We start from the raw sequence: 15,812 nt of genomic DNA, 5'->3' as shown, positions 1-15,812 counted from the left end.
CGGATACGGGACGAACCGGGGTGCCGTCCCGGATTCGGCGAACGTCGAAACGGGCAAGGCTGAGGGGCATGGATGACCGCCTCGCCGTACTGCTTCCCGTCGCCGCCGTCTGGCTCGCCGCCGGACTGGTCGCGGAGGGCCTGCCCGGGCTCGACCGCGCCCGCGCGCTGCGCCGGCGTACCGGATGGTTGTCCGCCCTGGTGCTGACCGGCCTCGCGCTCACCGCGGCGGTCCTCGCCGCGGGCCTGCAGAGCGCCGGCGACACCGCTGTGGACCGGGCCGCCGCCGCGCTCGGCCTCGCGGCGGCGCCGGCGGCCGTGGTGGCGGTCTGCACGGTACGGCGGGTCCGGCGGCTGCGCTCCGGCGCGGGCGCGTTCGCGGCGGCGCCGGGAACGCCCGCCCCGCACGGGCTGCGCGCGGCCGCGGCGCATCCGCTGATCGCGCTGCCGTTGCAGGCGACGGCGCTCGCGGTGCTGGTGGCCGTGCTGCCGGCGCTCGGCGTCGACCTGCTCGCCGCGCCCGGAGTGGCCGGCCCGGTGATCACCGTCGCGGTGCTCGGTGTGTGCGCGATCGGGGTACGCCACGCGCTGCGGCACAACCGGCTCGCCGAGCGGGCCATGCCGGCGGCCGAGCCGGTGTCAGCGCGACCGGCTCGCGCCCTGCACGTATAGCAGCTCCAGGATCGCGCGGGTCGCCTCGAACCATCGGTCCAGCCAGCCGGGCGGAGGGACGCTGCCCTTCGGCGGCAGTTCCATCAGCAGACCGCGCAGCAGCGGATGGTCCACCAGGGACTCCTGCTGCTCGATCGGCCAGCCGCTCGGCGGGAACGACGGCTCGGTGAGCGGGTTGGGGTCCAGCGACGGCAGGGACAGCGGCGTCGCGGCCTGCTCGGGCACGCCACCCTCGCGGGCCTCCTCGCCGTCGCCGGAGACCACCTCGGTGAGGACGGTGTCCCGGCGGGCGCCGCGGTACTTGCCACCGAACCGCTCGGGCTTGCCCGGGCCGCTGGTGAGGTTCTCTGAACCGATCGTCGTCATCCGTCTCGCCTGCCTCGTTCGGTTGCCGATCCGTGCGGTTCAACGAGGCGGATCGAAACTGGCGACGGGTGCGGCGTCCGGACGCGAATGGTCCCGCCCGGCAACGCTGCCGGACGGGACCACGCTGCGGTGCCGGTCAGCTCCGGCCGAACGCGCCGCCCCGGGCGCGGGCGACGAAGGTCTGCCAGTCGTCCGGAGCGAAGATCAGGGCCGGGCCTGTCTTGTCCTTCGAGTCCCGGACCCCGACCGCCCCGGTCACGTACGCGACCTCCACGCAGTTGTCGCAGTTCGGCCCGCTCTTCGAGCTCTTGAACCACGTCGCCTGCGTCAGGTCCACGGGGAACTCCTTGGTCGCCATTTCCACAGTGGCTCCTCTGCCAGTTTCGCGATATGTGCGATGGATTCCTCCGGGCGTATGGCCGCTGCTCGAATGTGATCGAAGATGAAGCTGTACTTCTGCAGTTCGTCGCTCTTCTCCAGGAAGAGCCCACCCGTGGCGTTCTCCGCGTACACGACATCGGGATCACTCGGCTCGGGGAAGCTGAGGATCGTGAAGGTGCCGTCCATGCCCGCGTGCGCGCCCACCTCGAAGGGCAGGACCTGCACTGTCACGTTCGGCAGTTCAGCCACCTCCACCAGCCGCTTGAGCTGACCACGCATCACCGCGTCGCCGCCAACCGGCCTGCTCAGCACCGCCTCATCGAGCACCACCCACAGATCGACCGGATCGTCCTGCGTCAACAACGACTGACGGCCCAATCGGACACGCACCCGTTGGTCTACTTGTTCGGCGGTGAAGTCCGGCCGGGCCGCCCGGATCATCGCGCCGGCGTACTCCTCGGTCTCCAGCAGCCCCGGCACGACCTGCTGCTCGTACGCCCGGATGGAGCTGGCCGCGGCTTCCAGGCCGACGTACGCCCCGACCAGCACCGTGCTGTACGGATGCCACCAGCCCTTCTGCCGGGCCTCACGGGCGATCTGCACCAGCTCGTCGCTCTCCGCGCCGACGACTCCGTAGATACGGAGCATGTCGCGCACGTCGCGCGGCGTGGCGGTGGTGTGGCCGGTCTCGATCCGGGAGACCTTCGACGCCGAGCACTCCAACTGCTCGGCCACCGCTTCTATGGTGATGCCCGCGGCCTCGCGCTGCCGGCGGAGTTCCGCCCCCAGCCGGCGCCGCCGGATGGTGGGGCTGCGCCGTTCGGTCACGGCATCTCCTCGGCTCGCGACTGCGTCACAGTCACCCGGCTACCTCCGGTCGGTCGCGCCCCGATTCCGCACCCACCGCGGGCGCGACCGGCGGGCGGCGGGCGAGCGTTCGCGGCAGGGGTGGTGCCGGTCGTCGACCGGCCGCGACGGGCGAAACCGGCGTCCAGTGTGACGCCCCGATACCTGACGCTTCAAGTTTCCCGTTCACGTGTCCTCCTCACCTATCCGCAAAACACGACGTGCAACTTGCATGTCGCACGTCGCTGTAGCACTCTGTCCGTATGGCACGGGTTACTCACCGTCTTCGAACGATCTCCGGGCGTGGTGACACCGCGGTCCGTGGGACGGCCGGAGGGGAGCCGTCCCGCGCCGTGCGACCTGCCCCGGAATGAAGACCCCGTCGCTGCAAGCCAGCTTGGCTGCGGCGGCGGGAGCGGTAACCGGGAGCAGCCGGGTGATGGTCGGGTGGCGGTCCGCCACCGCGGGTACGGCCCGACCAGCACCGCCAAACGACCGCCGGTCCACGAGGCAGACCCCCGTCACCGGACCGCACCGACCTCGTTCAGCCTCGCCGGTCCCGACGACCGGCCGACCCTCCCCAGGAGCCCATGTGCTTCCCCGCTCCGGTGACGTACTGCACGTGACGCGCGCGGCGAGTGTCCAGTTCTTCCGACCGATCATGTTCCGGGTGATCCGGATTCTCGACTGGCCGACCTACGACGGTTGGCTCTGGCTCGACGGCTACGAGTTGAACGCGGCGGGGGACGCGGTCAACCGGCGGTCGATCTTCGTACTCGAAGAGGGGTTGCAGCAGGTCCACGCTGCGCCGGTTCCCCGGCAGCACACCGTCCGGACGGCCCGCCGCCCGGTGGTCCGGACTCCGGTCCGGGTGGGCTGACCTCACGATTCCCGGTCGGGAGGGCGTGCCGACGCCATAGAATCGGTACGCCCGCCCCGGCATGTTCCACCCGCGCGCCACGGACCCTGAACCTGGGATGGTCATGGTCAATCTGCCCGCCGCGCGGCGGCACCACCGGTCCCGTGTCGGCTATGCCCTCGGGCTGTTCGCCTTCCTCGTCGTGGCCACCGCGCTCGCGCTCGTGGTGCGGCACCCCGCCTTCTCCGCCACCCAGCAGCTCGCCGAGCCGGTACCGGCCCCGGAGATCACCGTGGCCGGTGAGGACGGCCGAGCCGCATCCGGCGAGGACGCCCGGCCGGCGGCCGGCGAGGACGACGGCTGGTCTCCCACCGGCCCGTCGCAGGACGAGGACGATCCGGAGGCCGACGCGCCGCCCGCGGGCACCGGAGGCGGCGAGGGCACGCTCGCCGAGCGGCCCACCGACCCCACCGACGACCTCAGCCGGTCGCTGTTCTACTCCGGCCTGCTCGGGCTCGCCATCTCACTCGCCGGCCTCGGGCTGGTCGGCGCCCGCCGGCGTCAGTGGTGAACGTTCCGACGCCGGTCGTGGACGTCAGGGCGTGGTGGTGGTCGCCGGGGCGGAACCCGGCGAGCTCGGGCCGGCGGTCGGCGGCGCGGGTACGGCCACCACGATGGTGACCCGGTCGTCCTCGCCCACCGGGTAGCCGGCCTCCGGATCGGTCGAGATCACCGTGCCGGCCGGCCGGTCCGACGCCCGCCGCTGCACCCGGTAGTCCACGTCCAGCCGGTCGAGCGCCGCCCGGGCGGCGGCCTCCGGCAGCCCCACAAGCGGTGGCATCGGCACCTCGACCGCCTCGGTCGTGGGTGGCGTGCTCGGCGGGGAACTGCTCGGCGCGGCGCTCGTCGGGGCGGCACTGGTCTGCGCCGAGGTGCTCGGCACCGCCGACGGCACCGTGCCCGGATCCGAATCCCGGTCGGCGGCGCGCAGCGCCAGCCACACCCCCGCCCCGATCAACCCCAGCAGGAGCAGCGCCAGGATGCCCAGCAGGATCGGCATCCACCAACGGCGTCCGGCCTGCTCGTCGCCGTACCACTCGCCCCCGGGCTCGGGATAGCCGGCCGGTCGCGGCGGCGGCACCCCGGCCCGGCCGGACCAGGCGCCCACCGGCTCCTGCGGTGCGGTGGCGTCCAACGGACGCCGCGACGGCCCGCCGGGCAGCGGACGGGTTGCGTCACCGCCCGCGTCCGGCGGCATCGCCCGGGTCTCGTCGCTCCCGGCGGCATTGCGCGGCATGGCGCGGGTCGCGTCGACGTCCTCTCCGCCCGAGTCGCGCGGCATCGCGCGGGTGGCGTCGGCGTCCTCCCCGGCCGGATGCCGGGGCATGGCGCGGGTCTCGTCCGCGTCACCGGCGGGAGGATCCTGACGGTCGTCGCTCATGGCACGTCCTTTCCCCACCGGGACGGGGCGCACGGCCCTCGATCGTCCACCGTAACGGGCCACCGCCAGGTCGGCCGGGATCAGCGCGCCCGCGCCGGTCAGCCAGTCGGCGACGGGGTGGCGGACGGCGACTCGGACCGGGTGTCGCCGCAGGTCAGCACCACCTGGTCGTTCCACCGCGCCGGGCTGCCCGCGACCGGCTCCTGTGTCGTGACCGGGCCCTGGCGACCAGTGGCGTACCGGGGATAGAGCCCGGCGTCCACCAGATCGTCAGCGGCGTCGGAGCAGGACAGCGCACCCACGTCGGGCACGCTGACCGCCGGAGCCGGTCCGGTCACGAACAGGGAGACGGTGACGCCGCGCTTCACCGGCGTACCCGGCGCCGGGGAGGCGCGCTCCACCGAGCGTCCGGCGCCGGTGCCGAAGACCAGTCGCCAGCCGAGCCGGCGGTCACGCAACTCCCGGCGGGCCTGCTCGAAGTCGACGCCGACCACCTCGGGCACGGTGAGCCCGGCGGGCGTGCTCGTCCGCGTACCGGTCGGGGCCGTGGTCGCGGGAGGCGTGGTGGCCGGCGCGGACGTCGAGGCGGTGACAACCGGCGTGGCCTCGCCGGAGGCGGCCGGACGGTCCGGGTCGCCGGCCAGGATCCAGCCGGCGCTGCCCCCGATCACCGCCAGCAGAACCACTGCCAGGCCACCCCCGAGGAACAGCCGGGCCCGTCCCGGGCCGGTGCCGTCGCCGTCCGGTCGCCGCTCGTCCGTCATGTCCCCCGCCCCCGCTCATCGACGACCGTATCCACCGCTGCCAAACGGTCACGGCGTGTCGCCACGACTCGCCGCGCCGACCTCGGGACGTTACGCTCCCCGGCATGGTCAGTCGGGGCTGGGGAGGATCGACCGCCGCCGCGCTCGGCGTCGCTGCCGGCGCGGGCGCCGCGCAGCTCGGTTTCGGGTACGGGTTGGGCATCATCAACTGGGCGCCGACCGGCGCGGTACGGATCGAGGCGGCCTGGGTGGCGAGCCTCGCGTGGGCGACCTGGATCGCGGCGACCTCGGTCATCGCCGGCGCGGTCTGCGCCCAGCGCCTGCGGGGCCGGGACGACGAGTCGCAGGGCCGGCCGCCCCGGTTCGCGCTGGTGCTCGCCGCAGCTGTCGGCGCGCTCGTCACCGTACTGCTGGTGGCGGTGCCGGCGCGGGCGGCCCAGGTGCCGGACGTGTCCGCGCCGCAGACCGTCGCCGCCGCGTACGCGGGAGCCGGACTGCTTCTCGGGATGCTGCTCGCCACCTGGGCGCTGCACACCCGCGCCGCCGCCACCAACCTCATCGCCACCTCGGGCTGGCTCTGGCTGCTCGCCGTCGTGTCGGTGGTCGACGGGGTGATCGCCGGCCGTGGCCTGACCACCGCCCAACTCGGCATCTGGCAGATCAGCGCGGACCGAGGCGCGTTCTGGATCCGCGACTACTTCTACTGGCCCGGCGCGCTGCTGTCGGTGCTCTCCGCGCTCGTGATCGGCGTGCTGGCGGCCCGGCGCGCGGCCCGCGCCGCCGAGGTACGGGTCGGCGCGGCCGCCTCCGGAGCGGCCGGACCGCTGCTCGTGGCACTGGCGTACCTGCTCGCCGTACCGCGGCTCGCCGGGATCGCCGCCGAGCAGTTGTCGGCCCACCTGATCGCCCCGTACGCGGTGATCGCCGGTGTCGGCGGCTCGATGCTGACGGCCGCGCTCGCCCAGCGCGCCGAGCGTCGCGCCGCCGAGCGGGTCACCGTTCCGCGCCAGCGCACCGGCGAGCCGGACCCGGTCGTCGGCGAGGCCGACCCGGCGACCGGCGACCTGGCGACCGGCGACCCGGCCTCGAAGGACGGGCCGTCGGAGCCGGCCGGATCCGCGTCGGACCCGTCCGGCACGTCGTCGGCGGGCAGCTCCGGTGAGCGCCCGTCGGGTGTGGCGCGCCGGCGCTCGACCGGATTGTTCGGGGCGCGGAAGGCCCGCCCGTCAGCGGCAGATCCGTCAAGCCCGTCAGCGGTCGGCACGTCGGGTCCGTCGGCGGCAGATCCGTCGAGCCCGTCAGCGGTCGGCCGGTCAGCGTCGGACCGGTCAGCGTCGGACCGGTCGGCGTCGGACCGGTCAGCGTCGGACCGGTCAGCGTCGGACCGGTCAGCGTCGGACCGGTCGGCGGACTGGGCGGCCGGGACGGACAAGGCACCGGACACCTCGGCCGGCACGCGTGAGGCGACGGCCGCAGCCGAGCCTGGCGTAGCCGTCGGCCGGACCGGAACGGAGAAGGGCCGTGCCACCCGGTCGGCTACCGGCCGTCGGGGTCGGGCCGTCCCGCCGCAGCGCCAGCCCGAAGCCCTGGACCACCCGCAGACCAGCCAGGACGGTCCCTCGTCACGTTCAGACAAGCCCTCGTAGTACCCCGAGGCTCCTCAGCGCTCGCCCGAATCCCGCCCACTCCCATCGATCTTGGAGTTGTGGTGCCTCCCAAACCGCCCAACAAGGGCATCCCGGGCGCCACAACTCCAAGATCGGCGAGGCGGGGGCGGGAGGGCGGGGGCGGGGGCGGGGGCGGGGTTAGTCGGCGGGCCAGGTGTGTACGGGCTCGTTGCTGCGCTGGAGTTCGGCGTAGCGCTTGACCATGTGGTGCAGGGCGGCCTCGCGGTCCAGGCCGCGGTGCCGCTCGGCCGCCCACACCGTCTCGGTCTGCCAGACCGCGCCGTTGCGGCCGGTACGGCAACGGCCCTCGATCACGCCCAGCAGGCGGTCCCGCTCGGCCGGGGCGACGCCGAACCGGTCCAGCCCCTGCTCGGCCACCGGGAGCAGCGTCTCGAGGACGAGCTTGGTCACCGGTACGTCGCCGAGGCGCGGCCAGTGCAGGACCGCCTCGATGCCGCGCCGGGCGGCGGCGTGGAAGTTCTCCTCCGCCGAGCTGAACGTCAGCTGGCTCCAGATGGGACGGTCCGCCTCGGCGAGGCCGCGGGCCAGCCCGAAGTAGAAGGCCGCGTTGGCGAGCATGTCCACCACTGTCGGGCCGGCGGGCAGCACCCGGTTCTCGACCCGCAGGTGCGGGCGGTCGTTCATGATGTCGTAGACCGGCCGGTTCCAGCGGTAGACGGTGCCGTTGTGCAGCCGCAGCTCACCGAGCTGGGGCACGCCCCCGGCGTGCAGCACCTCGACCGGGTCCTCGTCCTCGCAGATCGGCAGCAGCGGCGGGAAGTAGCGGACGTTCTCCTCGAACAGGTCGAAGATCGAGGTGATCCAGCGCTCCCCGAACCACACCCGGGGGCGTACTCCCTGGGCCTTCAGCTCGTCCGGGCGGGTGTCGGTGGCCTGCTGGAACAGCGCGATCCGGGTCTCCGCCCAGAGCTGCCGGCCGTAGAGGAACGGCGAGTTGGCCCCGACGGCGACCTGGACGCCGGCGATCGCCTGGGACGCGTTCCAGTAGTCGGCGAAGCTGTCCGGCGCGACCTGCAGGTGGAACTGGAGGCTGGTGCAGGCGGCCTCCGGCGCGATCGAGTCGGTGTGCGTACGCAGCCGCTCGACGCCGTTGATGTCCAGCTCGATGTCCTCGCCCCGGGCGCCCACGATCTGGTCGTTGAGGACGCGGTACCGCTCGTTCGTGGAGAGGTTGTCGGCGACCAGGTGGCGTTCGGTGAGCGTGGGCAGGATGCCGACCATCATGATCGTCGCGTCGGACTTGGCGGCCCGCTCGTCGGCGCGGCTGAGGCTGCTGCGCAGGTCCTGCTCGTAGTCGGCGAAGCCGCTGCCCTCGATCAGCCGGGGTGAGGCGTTCAGTTCGAGGTTGAACTGCCCCAGCTCGGTCTGGAACAGCGGGTCGGCGATGTCGGCCAGGATCTGGTCGTTGCGCATGGCGGGTTCGGCGGCGGCGTCGATCAGGTTCAGCTCGATCTCCAGCCCGGTCATCGGCCGGTCGGCGTCGAAGCCGAAGTCGTCGAGCATCAGTGCGAAGACGTCCAGGCAGCGCCGGACCTTCTGCCGGTAGCGGACCCGATCCTCGCGGGAGAAGGCGCCCTGGTCGACGTCTCTGCCCATGTGTCCTCCCGACGCCGGTGCGACGGAACCGTACCGTTCCGCAACGCATTGTGAACCATTCACGTGGTGCGCGTAAGTGCGCCCCGTCCGCAGCCCGCTGTACGGGCGGCAGATCTGCACCTGTACCCCGTCGGCACCCCCACCAGCGCGGTCGGCCGGAGAACATCGGGTGACGATTCGCACCCGCTGCGCGTACACGGGAAGGGCCCGCACCGTCGGCGGACGGTGCGGGCCCCGCGGGCCTGGCCGGGCTCAGCCCTGGCGGATGGCCTCACCCTCGATCTCGATCTTGACCTTGCGGCCGACCAGGACGCCGCCGGTCTCCAGCGCCACGTTCCAGGTCAGGCCGAAGTCCTCGCGGTCGATCTCGGTGGAGGCGGAGAAGCCGAAGATGTCCTGCCCGAAGGGGCTGCGGCCGGCGCCCTCGAACTCGACCTCCAGCTCGACCTGACGGGTCACGCCCTTGATGGTCAGCTCGCCGACGAGCACGAACTCGTTGCCGTCGCGGGACTTCACCTCGGTGCTGCGGAACTCCAGCGTCGGGTACTGCTCGACGTCGAGGAACTCCGGGCTGCGCAGGTGCGCGTCGCGGTCCGCCTGTGCGGTGTTGATGCTGGCGGCCTGGATGCTGGCGGTGACCGTGGACTGCATCGGGTCGTCGGCGATGGTGATGGTGGCGGTCGCGTCGGCGAACTCACCGCGTACCTTGCTGACCATCATGTGCCGGGCGACGAATCCGACACGCTTGTGCGCGGCATCCAGAAGATAGGTGCCGGGGGTGGGGATGGTGAGACCCTCCCAGTCGCGGGTAGTCGCCTCGGTGCTGCTGGTCATGGTGCTCTCCTCCGGGGAAAACGGTTTAGTATCCCAACGACTGACTGAGCAACTATAGCTACAGCAATATTCCCTGTGTCAAGTGTTGCTAGGATGGTGGCGTGGACCAGAACGTGTTCGACGATCCCCGGATCACCGCCGTCGGCCTCCTCGTCGAGGCGCACGCCGGGCTCTCCGCCCGGTTCGCCGCCCAGTTCGACGAGCACGGCCTCTCCCCGGTCGAGTTCGAGGTGCTCACCCGACTCGCCCGCTCACCCAACAACCAGCTGCGGATGACCGACCTGGCGGCGCAGACCTCGCTCTCCACCAGCGGCGTGACCCGCGTGGTGGACCGGATGGAGCGGGACGGGCTGATCCGCCGGCGCGCCTGCCCGTCCGACCGCCGCAGCTCCTTCGCGGTGGTGACCGCCGCGGGCCTGAGCCGGCTGGACGCCATCCTTCCCGGCCACCTGCGGATCATCGAGCAGTGGTTCACCGGCCAGCTCGACCCGAGCCAGCTCGACGGGCTGCTGGACGGGCTGCGCCGGGTCCGGGACGCGGTCCACCCGGGCGCCACGGCCGGCAGCACCGAGCCGGACGAGGACGCCGCCTGACGGTCCACTGCCGACGGTCCACAGCTCCACTGTCCGCCGATTGATACCGGCGGGTCACCGGCAGAATGACCGGCAGAACCGCTCAAACAGTCGGGCAAAAGGGCGCAAAAGCCCCCATATCTCTTGCAGCCCATCGGTAGTCTTCCCGGAGCGGGGGGCACCGGGGGGTGCTGGCGCGAGCGTCGAGCGAGGGGCAGCACCAGGGGGCTACTTCGTTCGCGCCACCCCCGCGCCCTCCGCCTCCTGGCGCACGCGGCAGCTGGTCAGCGTGCCTTCTGACGCCGGGCCACCAGGGAGAAGAGCAGTTCCTCCTCCTGCGGCAGCAGGCTGACGCCGGTGGCCCGCCGAGCGGCGTCCAGGCGGTCCAGCACGGCCGGGTCCCCGCTGCTGACCGCCAGCCCCACGAGCGCCTCGACCAGGTCGCGCCGGCCCGCGCCGCCCGCCGCCGCGTCGGCCGCCGCCGCGAACCACTCCACCGCCAGTTCCCGGTCCCCCCGGCGCAGCGCCACGTGCCCCTCGATCAGCCCACGCAGCGCGTCCTCGGCGCGTGCGTCCGCCACCGCGCCGGGTGGATTCAGGCTCTCCATGACCGGCGGCCGACGCTGGCCCGGCACCGCACCCGAGGGCCACAGCTCGGCGGCCGCGGCCAGCGCCTCGTCGCCCCGGCCCTGGCCGGCGAGCGCCAGCGCGACCTTGCCGACCGTCCGTCGCTGTCGGCGGGGATCGCCCAGCTCGGCGAGCGCGGTCGCCACCCGGCGGCCCTGCTCGACCGCCTCCGCGTACCGGCCCTCCAGACGGGTCAGCTCGGCCTGATCGGCCCGCGCCAGCAGGCGCAGGCGCCGGTCGCCGCACTGCGCCGCCAGGCGGTCCACGGTGGCCAGCCGCCGCCGGGCGTCGGCCAGCCGCGCCGCGCGTACGTCGTGCCAGGTGAGGTGCGACTGGGCAACGGCCATTTCGCGTACCCGGCCGTGGCGGGTGGCCGTCGCCAGCGCGGCCTCGGCCTGCTCACGGGCCTCGTCGTGCGCACCGAGCCCGCGCAGCAGCACGCAGAGAACGGACCGGGCCGACAGCTCCCCGACCACGTCACCCGCCTCGGCGAAGATGACGAGCGCGGCCCGGGCGGCCGGCAACTCCTCCGCGCCCGCGCCGTGCTCGGCGGCCAGCCGGGCCGCGCCGAGCATCGCCCAGGCCCGCAGCGTGGACCGGGTGCCGGCGGTACGCGGATCGGCCAGCAGCCGCCGCAGCCAGCGCCGGCCGGAGACGTCCCGCCCGCGCAGCCGCCACCACCGGGGCAGCGACGCGGCCAGCAGCAGCGCCGTCTCCGGCGCGTGCTCGGCGGCGTACGCGAGGGCGGCGGTGATGTCGCTCGTCGCCTCGTCGAGCAGGCGTACCGCGCCGGACAACTGTGCGCCCACCAGCCCGGGCGCGGTGCGGTGGACGAACCTGGCGATCACCGCGGCGTGCCGGAGCCGGATCCCGGCGGTCTCGCCCTCGACGTCGGCCTGCTCGGCCGCGAAGTCACGGACCGCGTCCAGCAACCGGAACCGGAACGGGCCGGTGCCCCGGACGCTGAGCAGGCCCAGCTCGCGCAGCCGGTCCAGCATCGGCGCCGCGTCCCACCGCTCGCCGCCACCGGCGAGCAGCTCCCCGGCGAGCAGCCTCCCGGCGAGCAGCTCCTCGGCCAGCTCGACCGACCAGCGGTTACGGAACGCGGAGAGCCGCCGCAACGCGGCCCGGTCGGCGGGCGCGAGCAGGTGGTAGCTGCTGGCCACCGCCTCGCGCAGCGTCACCGTGCCGGCCGATCGGTCGGCGGCGGGCTCCCACCCGGGATGGGCGCCGGTCAGGTCCAGCACGCGGTCGCCGTAGCGGTCGAGCAGTTCGGTGACGTCGAGGATGCGTCCCCGAGCCGCCATCAGCTCGATCGCCAGCGGCAGCCCGCCGAGGCGGCGTACCAGCGCGGCGAGCGCCGGCAGCTCGGCCGCCGTGGGTGGTTCGCGGCGGGCCTGGGCGAGGCGGGCGGCGAACAGCGCCGCAGCGGGCCAGCGATCCAGGTCGGCCCGGTCGGCGGGCGCGGCGTCCGCCGGTGGCACGTCGAGCGGCGCGACCGGGCGGACCAGCTCGCCGGGCAACCCGACCGGGCGGCGGCCGGTCACCAGCACCCGGAGATCCGGCGCGGCGGCGGTCAGGGCGCGAAGCGCCCCGGCCACCGGCTCGGGCGCCCGGTCGACCGCGTCGACGACCAGCAACGCCGGCCGGCCGTCGAGCCGGCAGGCGAGGTCGGCCAGCCGGTTCACACCGAACACCGACGCGGACGCGGCGAGCACGTCGGCGACGTCCGAGCCCTCCCCGACCAGCACCCCGCTGACACCGCCCGGGTGCCGGGCCGCCACCGCGTGCGCGACAGTGACGGCGAGCGCGGTCTTGCCGACCCCGGCGAGCCCGACCAGGCTCACCACCGGGTGGGCGTCGAGCAGACCGGACACCTCGGCCACGTCCCGGTCGCGGCCCACCAGGGGTACGGGCTGGGGCAACGCGACCGGCGCGGCCGACGGTCCGGCGGCTGCGGTGTCGGGGAGGCGGGGTCCGGGCCGGGCCGGCGTGGGCCGGGCGGTGGCGACGAACTCCCGCCGGTCGTCACCGGCCAGGCCGAGCGCGTCGGCCAGCAGGTCCACTGTGGTGCGCTGAGGGCGGACGGCCCGCCCTCGCTCCAGATCGCGGACCGTCCGCACGCCCACGCCGGCCCGGCCCGCCAGCTCGGCCTGGGTCAGGCCGGCGGCGAGCCGGTGCCCGCGCAACAGATCGGACAGACCGGTGCGACCGCCTGGGCTCCGCGCACCGTCATGATCCGGAGTCATGGGCACGAAGAGTACGGATCGACTCCGACGCTCCACAGCCCATCGTCACCCACCCGACCGTCCCCTGCCGTTATCCGACAGGATGCGGACGAGTGCGCCTCTCACATGCCGAGGTCACGGGCGATGATCATGCGCTGCACCTCGCTGGTGCCCTCACCGATCTCCAGGATCTTGGAATCGCGCCAGAAGCGGGCCACCGGGTACTCGTTCATGAAGCCGTACCCGCCGTGGATCTGCGTCGCCTCGCGGGCGTTGTCCACCGCGACGGTGCTCGCGTGCAGCTTGGCGATCGCCGCCTGGCGCTTGAACGGCTCACCGGCGAGCATCCGCGCGGCGGCGTCGTAGTAGGCCAGCCGGGCGGTGTGCGCCTTCATCTCCATGTCCGCGATCTTGAACTGGATGGCCTGGTAGTTGCCGATCGGCTGACCGAACGCCTGGCGCTCCTTGGCGTACTTGATCGACTCGTCCACGCAGCCCTGGGCCAGGCCGACGGCGAGCGCCGCGATGGCGATCCGGCCCTCGTCCAGGATGCGCAGGAACTGGGCGAAGCCCCGGCCGCGCTCGCCGAGCAGGTTGGCCGCCGGCACCCGGCAGTCGTCGAACGTCAGCTCGTGCGTGTCCGACGCGGTCCAGCCGACCTTCGAGTAGCCGGGCGCGACGGTGAAGCCGGGCGTACCCGACGGCACGATGATCGTGGACAGCTCCTTGCCGCCGTCCGGCCGCGTACCGGTGACTGCGGTGACGGTGACCAGCGCGGTGATGTCGGTGCCGGAGTTGGTGATGAACGCCTTCGAGCCGTTGATCACCCACTCGTCGCCGTCCAGGACCGCCCGCGTCCGGGTGCCGCCCGCGTCCGACCCGGTGCCCGGCTCGGTGAGCCCGAACCCGGCCAGCGCCTCACCGCTGAGCAGCTTCGGCAACCACTGCGCCTTCTGCTCCTCGGTGCCGAACCGGTAGATCGGCATCGCGCCGAGCGACACCGCGGCCTCCAGCGTGATCGCCACGCTGGAGTCGACCCGGGCCAGCTCCTCCAGGGCCAGGCAGAGCGCGAAGTAGTCGCCGCCCATACCGCCGTGCTCCTCCGCGAACGGCAGCCCGAACAGGCCCATCTTGCCCATCTGACGGACGATCTCGTACGGGAAGGTGTGCTGCTCGTAGTGCTCGGCGATGGTGGGCGCGACCACCTCGCGGGCGAATTCCCGGACGCTCTCCCGCAGCGCCTGCTGCTCCTCGTCGAGCCGGAAGTCCATGTCGATCCTCCTGGAAAGGGCGGGCCGCCGGGCGCTCGTGACGCCGTGAGCGGCTGAAGCGTTAGGAGGGGCCCCTTTACATGCACCAGGCGTTAAGAGGGGGCCCTTCCTTACCGGGTCAGACGGGGGTGACTCCGTGGCGGCGCCGGGAGAAGTGCCGCTCCTTGCCGCGCGCGGCGGCGAACCGGCGTACCAGCTCGGCGCGCAGCTCGTGCGGCTCGACGATCGCGTCCACCACCAGCTCGCTGGCGAGGCGGACCACGTCGATGTCGCGCTCGTACTCCTCGCGCTTCGCGGCCACGAACGCGGCCCGCTCGGCCTCGTCGGAGATGGCGGCGATCTTGTTGGCGTAGACCGCGTTGACGGCGGCCTCCGCGCCCATCACCGCGATCTTCGCGGTGGGCAGCGCGATCGTGGCGTCCGGCTCGAAGCCGGGGCCGGCCATCGCGTAGAGACCCGCGCCGTACGCCTTGCGGACCACCACACAGATCTTGGGTACGGTCGCCTCGGAGATCGCCGTGATCATTTTCGCACCGTGCCTGATGATCCCCTGCTTCTCCACCGCGCTGCCGACCATGAAGCCGGGCACGTCGGACAGGAACAGCAGCGGCACGTTGAACGCGTCGCAGAGCTGCACGAACCGGGTCGCCTTGTCGGCCGAGTCGACGAAGAGCACGCCGCCCTTGAACATCGAGTTGTTGCCGACCACGCCGACGACCTCGCCGTTCAGCCGGCCGAACCCGATGGTCAGCTCCTTGGCCCACAGCGCCTGGATCTCGAAGAAGCTGCCGGAGTCGAGCAGACCCTTGACGTACCGGCGCATGTCGAACGCCTGCCGCTCGCTGGCCGGCACCAGCGCGGCCAGGTCGGCCTTCTCCGGCGCGTCCACCGCGTCGGCGGCGGGCGGGTCCTGCTTCCAGTTCGACGGCAGGTACGACAGGTAGGTCCGTACCACGTCGAGCGCGTCGTTCTCGGTCTTGCAGAGGAAGTGACCGACGCCGGACTCGGCGCAGTGCACCTTGGCGCCGCCCATCGCCTCCAGCGTGGTCTTCTCGCCGGTGACCATCTCGACCATCCGGTCGGAGCCGAGGTACATGCTGGCGTTGCCGTCCACCATGGCGACCACGTCGCAGAACGCCGGGATGTACGCCCCGCCCGCCGCGCTCGGCCCGAACAGCGCGCACACCTGCGGGATCGAGCCGGAGGCGCGGACCTGGTTCCAGAAGATCTTCCCGGCGCCGCGCCGACCGGGGAACAGGTCGACCTGGTCGGTGATCCGGGCCCCGGCCGAGTCGACCAGGTAGACCATCGGCACGCCGGTCGCGTACGCCCGCTCGATGATCCGGATGATCTTCTCGACGGTACGCGCGCCCCAGCTTCCGGCCTTGACCGTGGAGTCGTTCGCCATCAGGCAGACCTGGCGGCCGTCGATGGTCGCGGTGCCGGTGACGACGCCGTCGGCGGGCAGCCCGTCGGCCATCGCGTTGGCGTAGAGCCCGTCCTCGACGAAGGAGCCCTCGTCGACCAGGTACGCCACCCGCTCCCGGGCGAACAGCTTGCCCTTCGCGGCGTTCGCCGCGTGGTACTTGTCCGCACCACCGGCGCGGGCGCGCTTGCGCAGCTGCTCCAGTGCCTCACCGTCGAGCGTCACGCCGACTCCCGTTGCCA

14 protein-coding genes and 1 pseudogene are annotated in these 15,812 nt (G+C 73.2%); 5 read left to right on the top strand and 10 right to left on the bottom strand.

Annotation, left to right across the window (positions count from 1 at the left end; genetic code table 11):
• Positions 1 to 68 precede the first annotated feature (68 nt).
• Positions 69 to 671 (top strand): hypothetical protein, encoded by a 603-nt coding sequence (locus J3R08_RS31420; RefSeq protein WP_043327625.1) that lies wholly within the window; start codon positions 69 to 71, stop codon positions 669 to 671.
• Here the strand turns inward: J3R08_RS31420 and J3R08_RS31415 are convergent.
• The 3 genes from J3R08_RS31415 to J3R08_RS31405 form a co-directional block, all read right to left on the bottom strand.
• Entirely contained in the window at positions 639 to 1,037 is a 399-nt protein-coding gene (locus tag J3R08_RS31415) for a hypothetical protein (protein ID WP_043327626.1), read from the bottom strand. The genes J3R08_RS31420 and J3R08_RS31415 overlap by 33 nt on opposite strands.
• Positions 1,038 to 1,173: 136 nt before the next feature.
• Entirely contained in the window at positions 1,174 to 1,395 is a 222-nt protein-coding gene (locus tag J3R08_RS31410; protein WP_043327627.1) for a DUF397 domain-containing protein, read from the bottom strand.
• Positions 1,365 to 2,246 carry a helix-turn-helix transcriptional regulator gene (locus tag J3R08_RS31405; protein WP_043327628.1) on the bottom strand — a complete coding sequence of 294 codons (882 nt, stop codon included), beginning with the start codon at positions 2,244 to 2,246 and terminating at the stop codon, positions 1,365 to 1,367. Before J3R08_RS31405 ends, J3R08_RS31410 begins: the two co-directional genes overlap by 31 nt.
• A gap of 610 nt (positions 2,247 to 2,856) precedes the next feature.
• Between J3R08_RS31405 and J3R08_RS31400 the strand changes: the two genes are divergently transcribed.
• Positions 2,857 to 3,144, top strand: coding sequence for a hypothetical protein (locus J3R08_RS31400; protein ID WP_030500482.1), 288 nt, complete (start codon positions 2,857 to 2,859; stop codon positions 3,142 to 3,144).
• 97 nt (positions 3,145 to 3,241) lie between these two features.
• Complete coding sequence (locus J3R08_RS31395) at positions 3,242 to 3,694, top strand: hypothetical protein (RefSeq protein ID WP_209963878.1); 453 nt, start codon at positions 3,242 to 3,244, stop codon at positions 3,692 to 3,694.
• Positions 3,695 to 3,718: 24 nt separating this feature from the next.
• Here J3R08_RS31395 and J3R08_RS31390 read toward each other — a convergent pair whose 3' ends face one another.
• Positions 3,719 to 4,564 (bottom strand): PASTA domain-containing protein, encoded by an 846-nt coding sequence (locus J3R08_RS31390; protein WP_082931106.1) that lies wholly within the window; start codon positions 4,562 to 4,564, stop codon positions 3,719 to 3,721.
• 98 nt (positions 4,565 to 4,662) lie between these two features.
• Positions 4,663 to 5,328, bottom strand: a complete 666-nt coding sequence (locus J3R08_RS31385) for a PASTA domain-containing protein (RefSeq protein WP_209963875.1) — start codon at positions 5,326 to 5,328, stop codon at positions 4,663 to 4,665.
• A 104-nt stretch (positions 5,329 to 5,432) separates the two neighbouring features.
• Between J3R08_RS31385 and J3R08_RS31380 the strand changes: the two are divergent.
• Positions 5,433 to 6,629: pseudogene (locus J3R08_RS31380) on the top strand (hypothetical protein); the annotation flags it as partial.
• Positions 6,630 to 7,133: 504 nt separating this feature from the next.
• Here the strand turns inward: J3R08_RS31380 and J3R08_RS31375 are convergent.
• Positions 7,134 to 8,612 (bottom strand): hypothetical protein, encoded by a 1,479-nt coding sequence (locus J3R08_RS31375; RefSeq protein ID WP_043327630.1) that lies wholly within the window; start codon positions 8,610 to 8,612, stop codon positions 7,134 to 7,136.
• Between the two features lie 252 nt (positions 8,613 to 8,864).
• On the bottom strand, positions 8,865 to 9,446 hold the full coding sequence (locus J3R08_RS31370; RefSeq protein ID WP_209963872.1) for a YceI family protein: 582 nt from the start codon (positions 9,444 to 9,446) through the stop codon (positions 8,865 to 8,867).
• Positions 9,447 to 9,547: 101 nt separating this feature from the next.
• Here J3R08_RS31370 and J3R08_RS31365 point away from each other — a divergent pair, with 101 nt between their 5' ends.
• A complete protein-coding gene (locus J3R08_RS31365; RefSeq protein WP_043327632.1) occupies positions 9,548 to 10,039 on the top strand; it encodes a MarR family winged helix-turn-helix transcriptional regulator in 492 nt (163 codons plus the stop codon).
• A 263-nt stretch (positions 10,040 to 10,302) separates the two neighbouring features.
• Here the strand turns inward: J3R08_RS31365 and J3R08_RS31360 are convergent, their stop codons facing one another.
• From J3R08_RS31360 to J3R08_RS31350, 3 genes are all read right to left on the bottom strand, one after another.
• Positions 10,303 to 12,894: a helix-turn-helix domain-containing protein gene (locus J3R08_RS31360; RefSeq protein ID WP_209963870.1), complete on the bottom strand. Its 2,592-nt coding sequence runs from the start codon at positions 12,892 to 12,894 to the stop codon at positions 10,303 to 10,305.
• Positions 12,895 to 12,995: 101 nt separating this feature from the next.
• Positions 12,996 to 14,144, bottom strand: coding sequence for an acyl-CoA dehydrogenase family protein (locus J3R08_RS31355; RefSeq protein WP_043327634.1), 1,149 nt, complete (start codon positions 14,142 to 14,144; stop codon positions 12,996 to 12,998).
• A 118-nt stretch (positions 14,145 to 14,262) separates the two neighbouring features.
• The gene (locus J3R08_RS31350) at positions 14,263 to 15,795 is read right to left on the bottom strand and encodes an acyl-CoA carboxylase subunit beta (protein ID WP_043327635.1); all 1,533 of its coding nucleotides are present in this window, start codon (positions 15,793 to 15,795) and stop codon (positions 14,263 to 14,265) included.
• Between the last annotated feature and the right edge of the window lie 17 nt (positions 15,796 to 15,812).

Source organism: Micromonospora sp. HB375 (assembly GCF_017872985.1).
Lineage (GTDB): Bacteria > Actinomycetota > Actinomycetes > Mycobacteriales > Micromonosporaceae > Micromonospora > Micromonospora chalcea.
Note: the sequence above shows the minus strand (reverse complement) of the source record. Positions and strands in the feature narration are given on the sequence as shown.

Excerpts from the sequence above, each read along its gene's own strand:
- J3R08_RS31385 (WP_209963875.1), bottom strand. The coding sequence starts at position 5,328 with ATGACGGACGAGCGGCGACCGGACGGCGACGGCACCGGCCCGGGACGG.
- J3R08_RS31420 (WP_043327625.1), top strand. The coding sequence starts at position 69 with ATGGATGACCGCCTCGCCGTACTGCTTCCCGTCGCCGCCGTCTGGCTC.
- J3R08_RS31375 (WP_043327630.1), bottom strand. The coding sequence starts at position 8,612 with ATGGGCAGAGACGTCGACCAGGGCGCCTTCTCCCGCGAGGATCGGGTC.
- J3R08_RS31395 (WP_209963878.1), top strand. The coding sequence starts at position 3,242 with ATGGTCATGGTCAATCTGCCCGCCGCGCGGCGGCACCACCGGTCCCGT.
- J3R08_RS31355 (WP_043327634.1), bottom strand. The coding sequence starts at position 14,144 with ATGGACTTCCGGCTCGACGAGGAGCAGCAGGCGCTGCGGGAGAGCGTC.
- J3R08_RS31370 (WP_209963872.1), bottom strand. The coding sequence starts at position 9,446 with ATGACCAGCAGCACCGAGGCGACTACCCGCGACTGGGAGGGTCTCACC.
- J3R08_RS31360 (WP_209963870.1), bottom strand. The coding sequence starts at position 12,894 with ATGACTCCGGATCATGACGGTGCGCGGAGCCCAGGCGGTCGCACCGGT.
- J3R08_RS31415 (WP_043327626.1), bottom strand. The coding sequence starts at position 1,037 with ATGACGACGATCGGTTCAGAGAACCTCACCAGCGGCCCGGGCAAGCCC.
- J3R08_RS31410 (WP_043327627.1), bottom strand. The coding sequence starts at position 1,395 with ATGGCGACCAAGGAGTTCCCCGTGGACCTGACGCAGGCGACGTGGTTC.
- J3R08_RS31390 (WP_082931106.1), bottom strand. The coding sequence starts at position 4,564 with ATGAGCGACGACCGTCAGGATCCTCCCGCCGGTGACGCGGACGAGACC.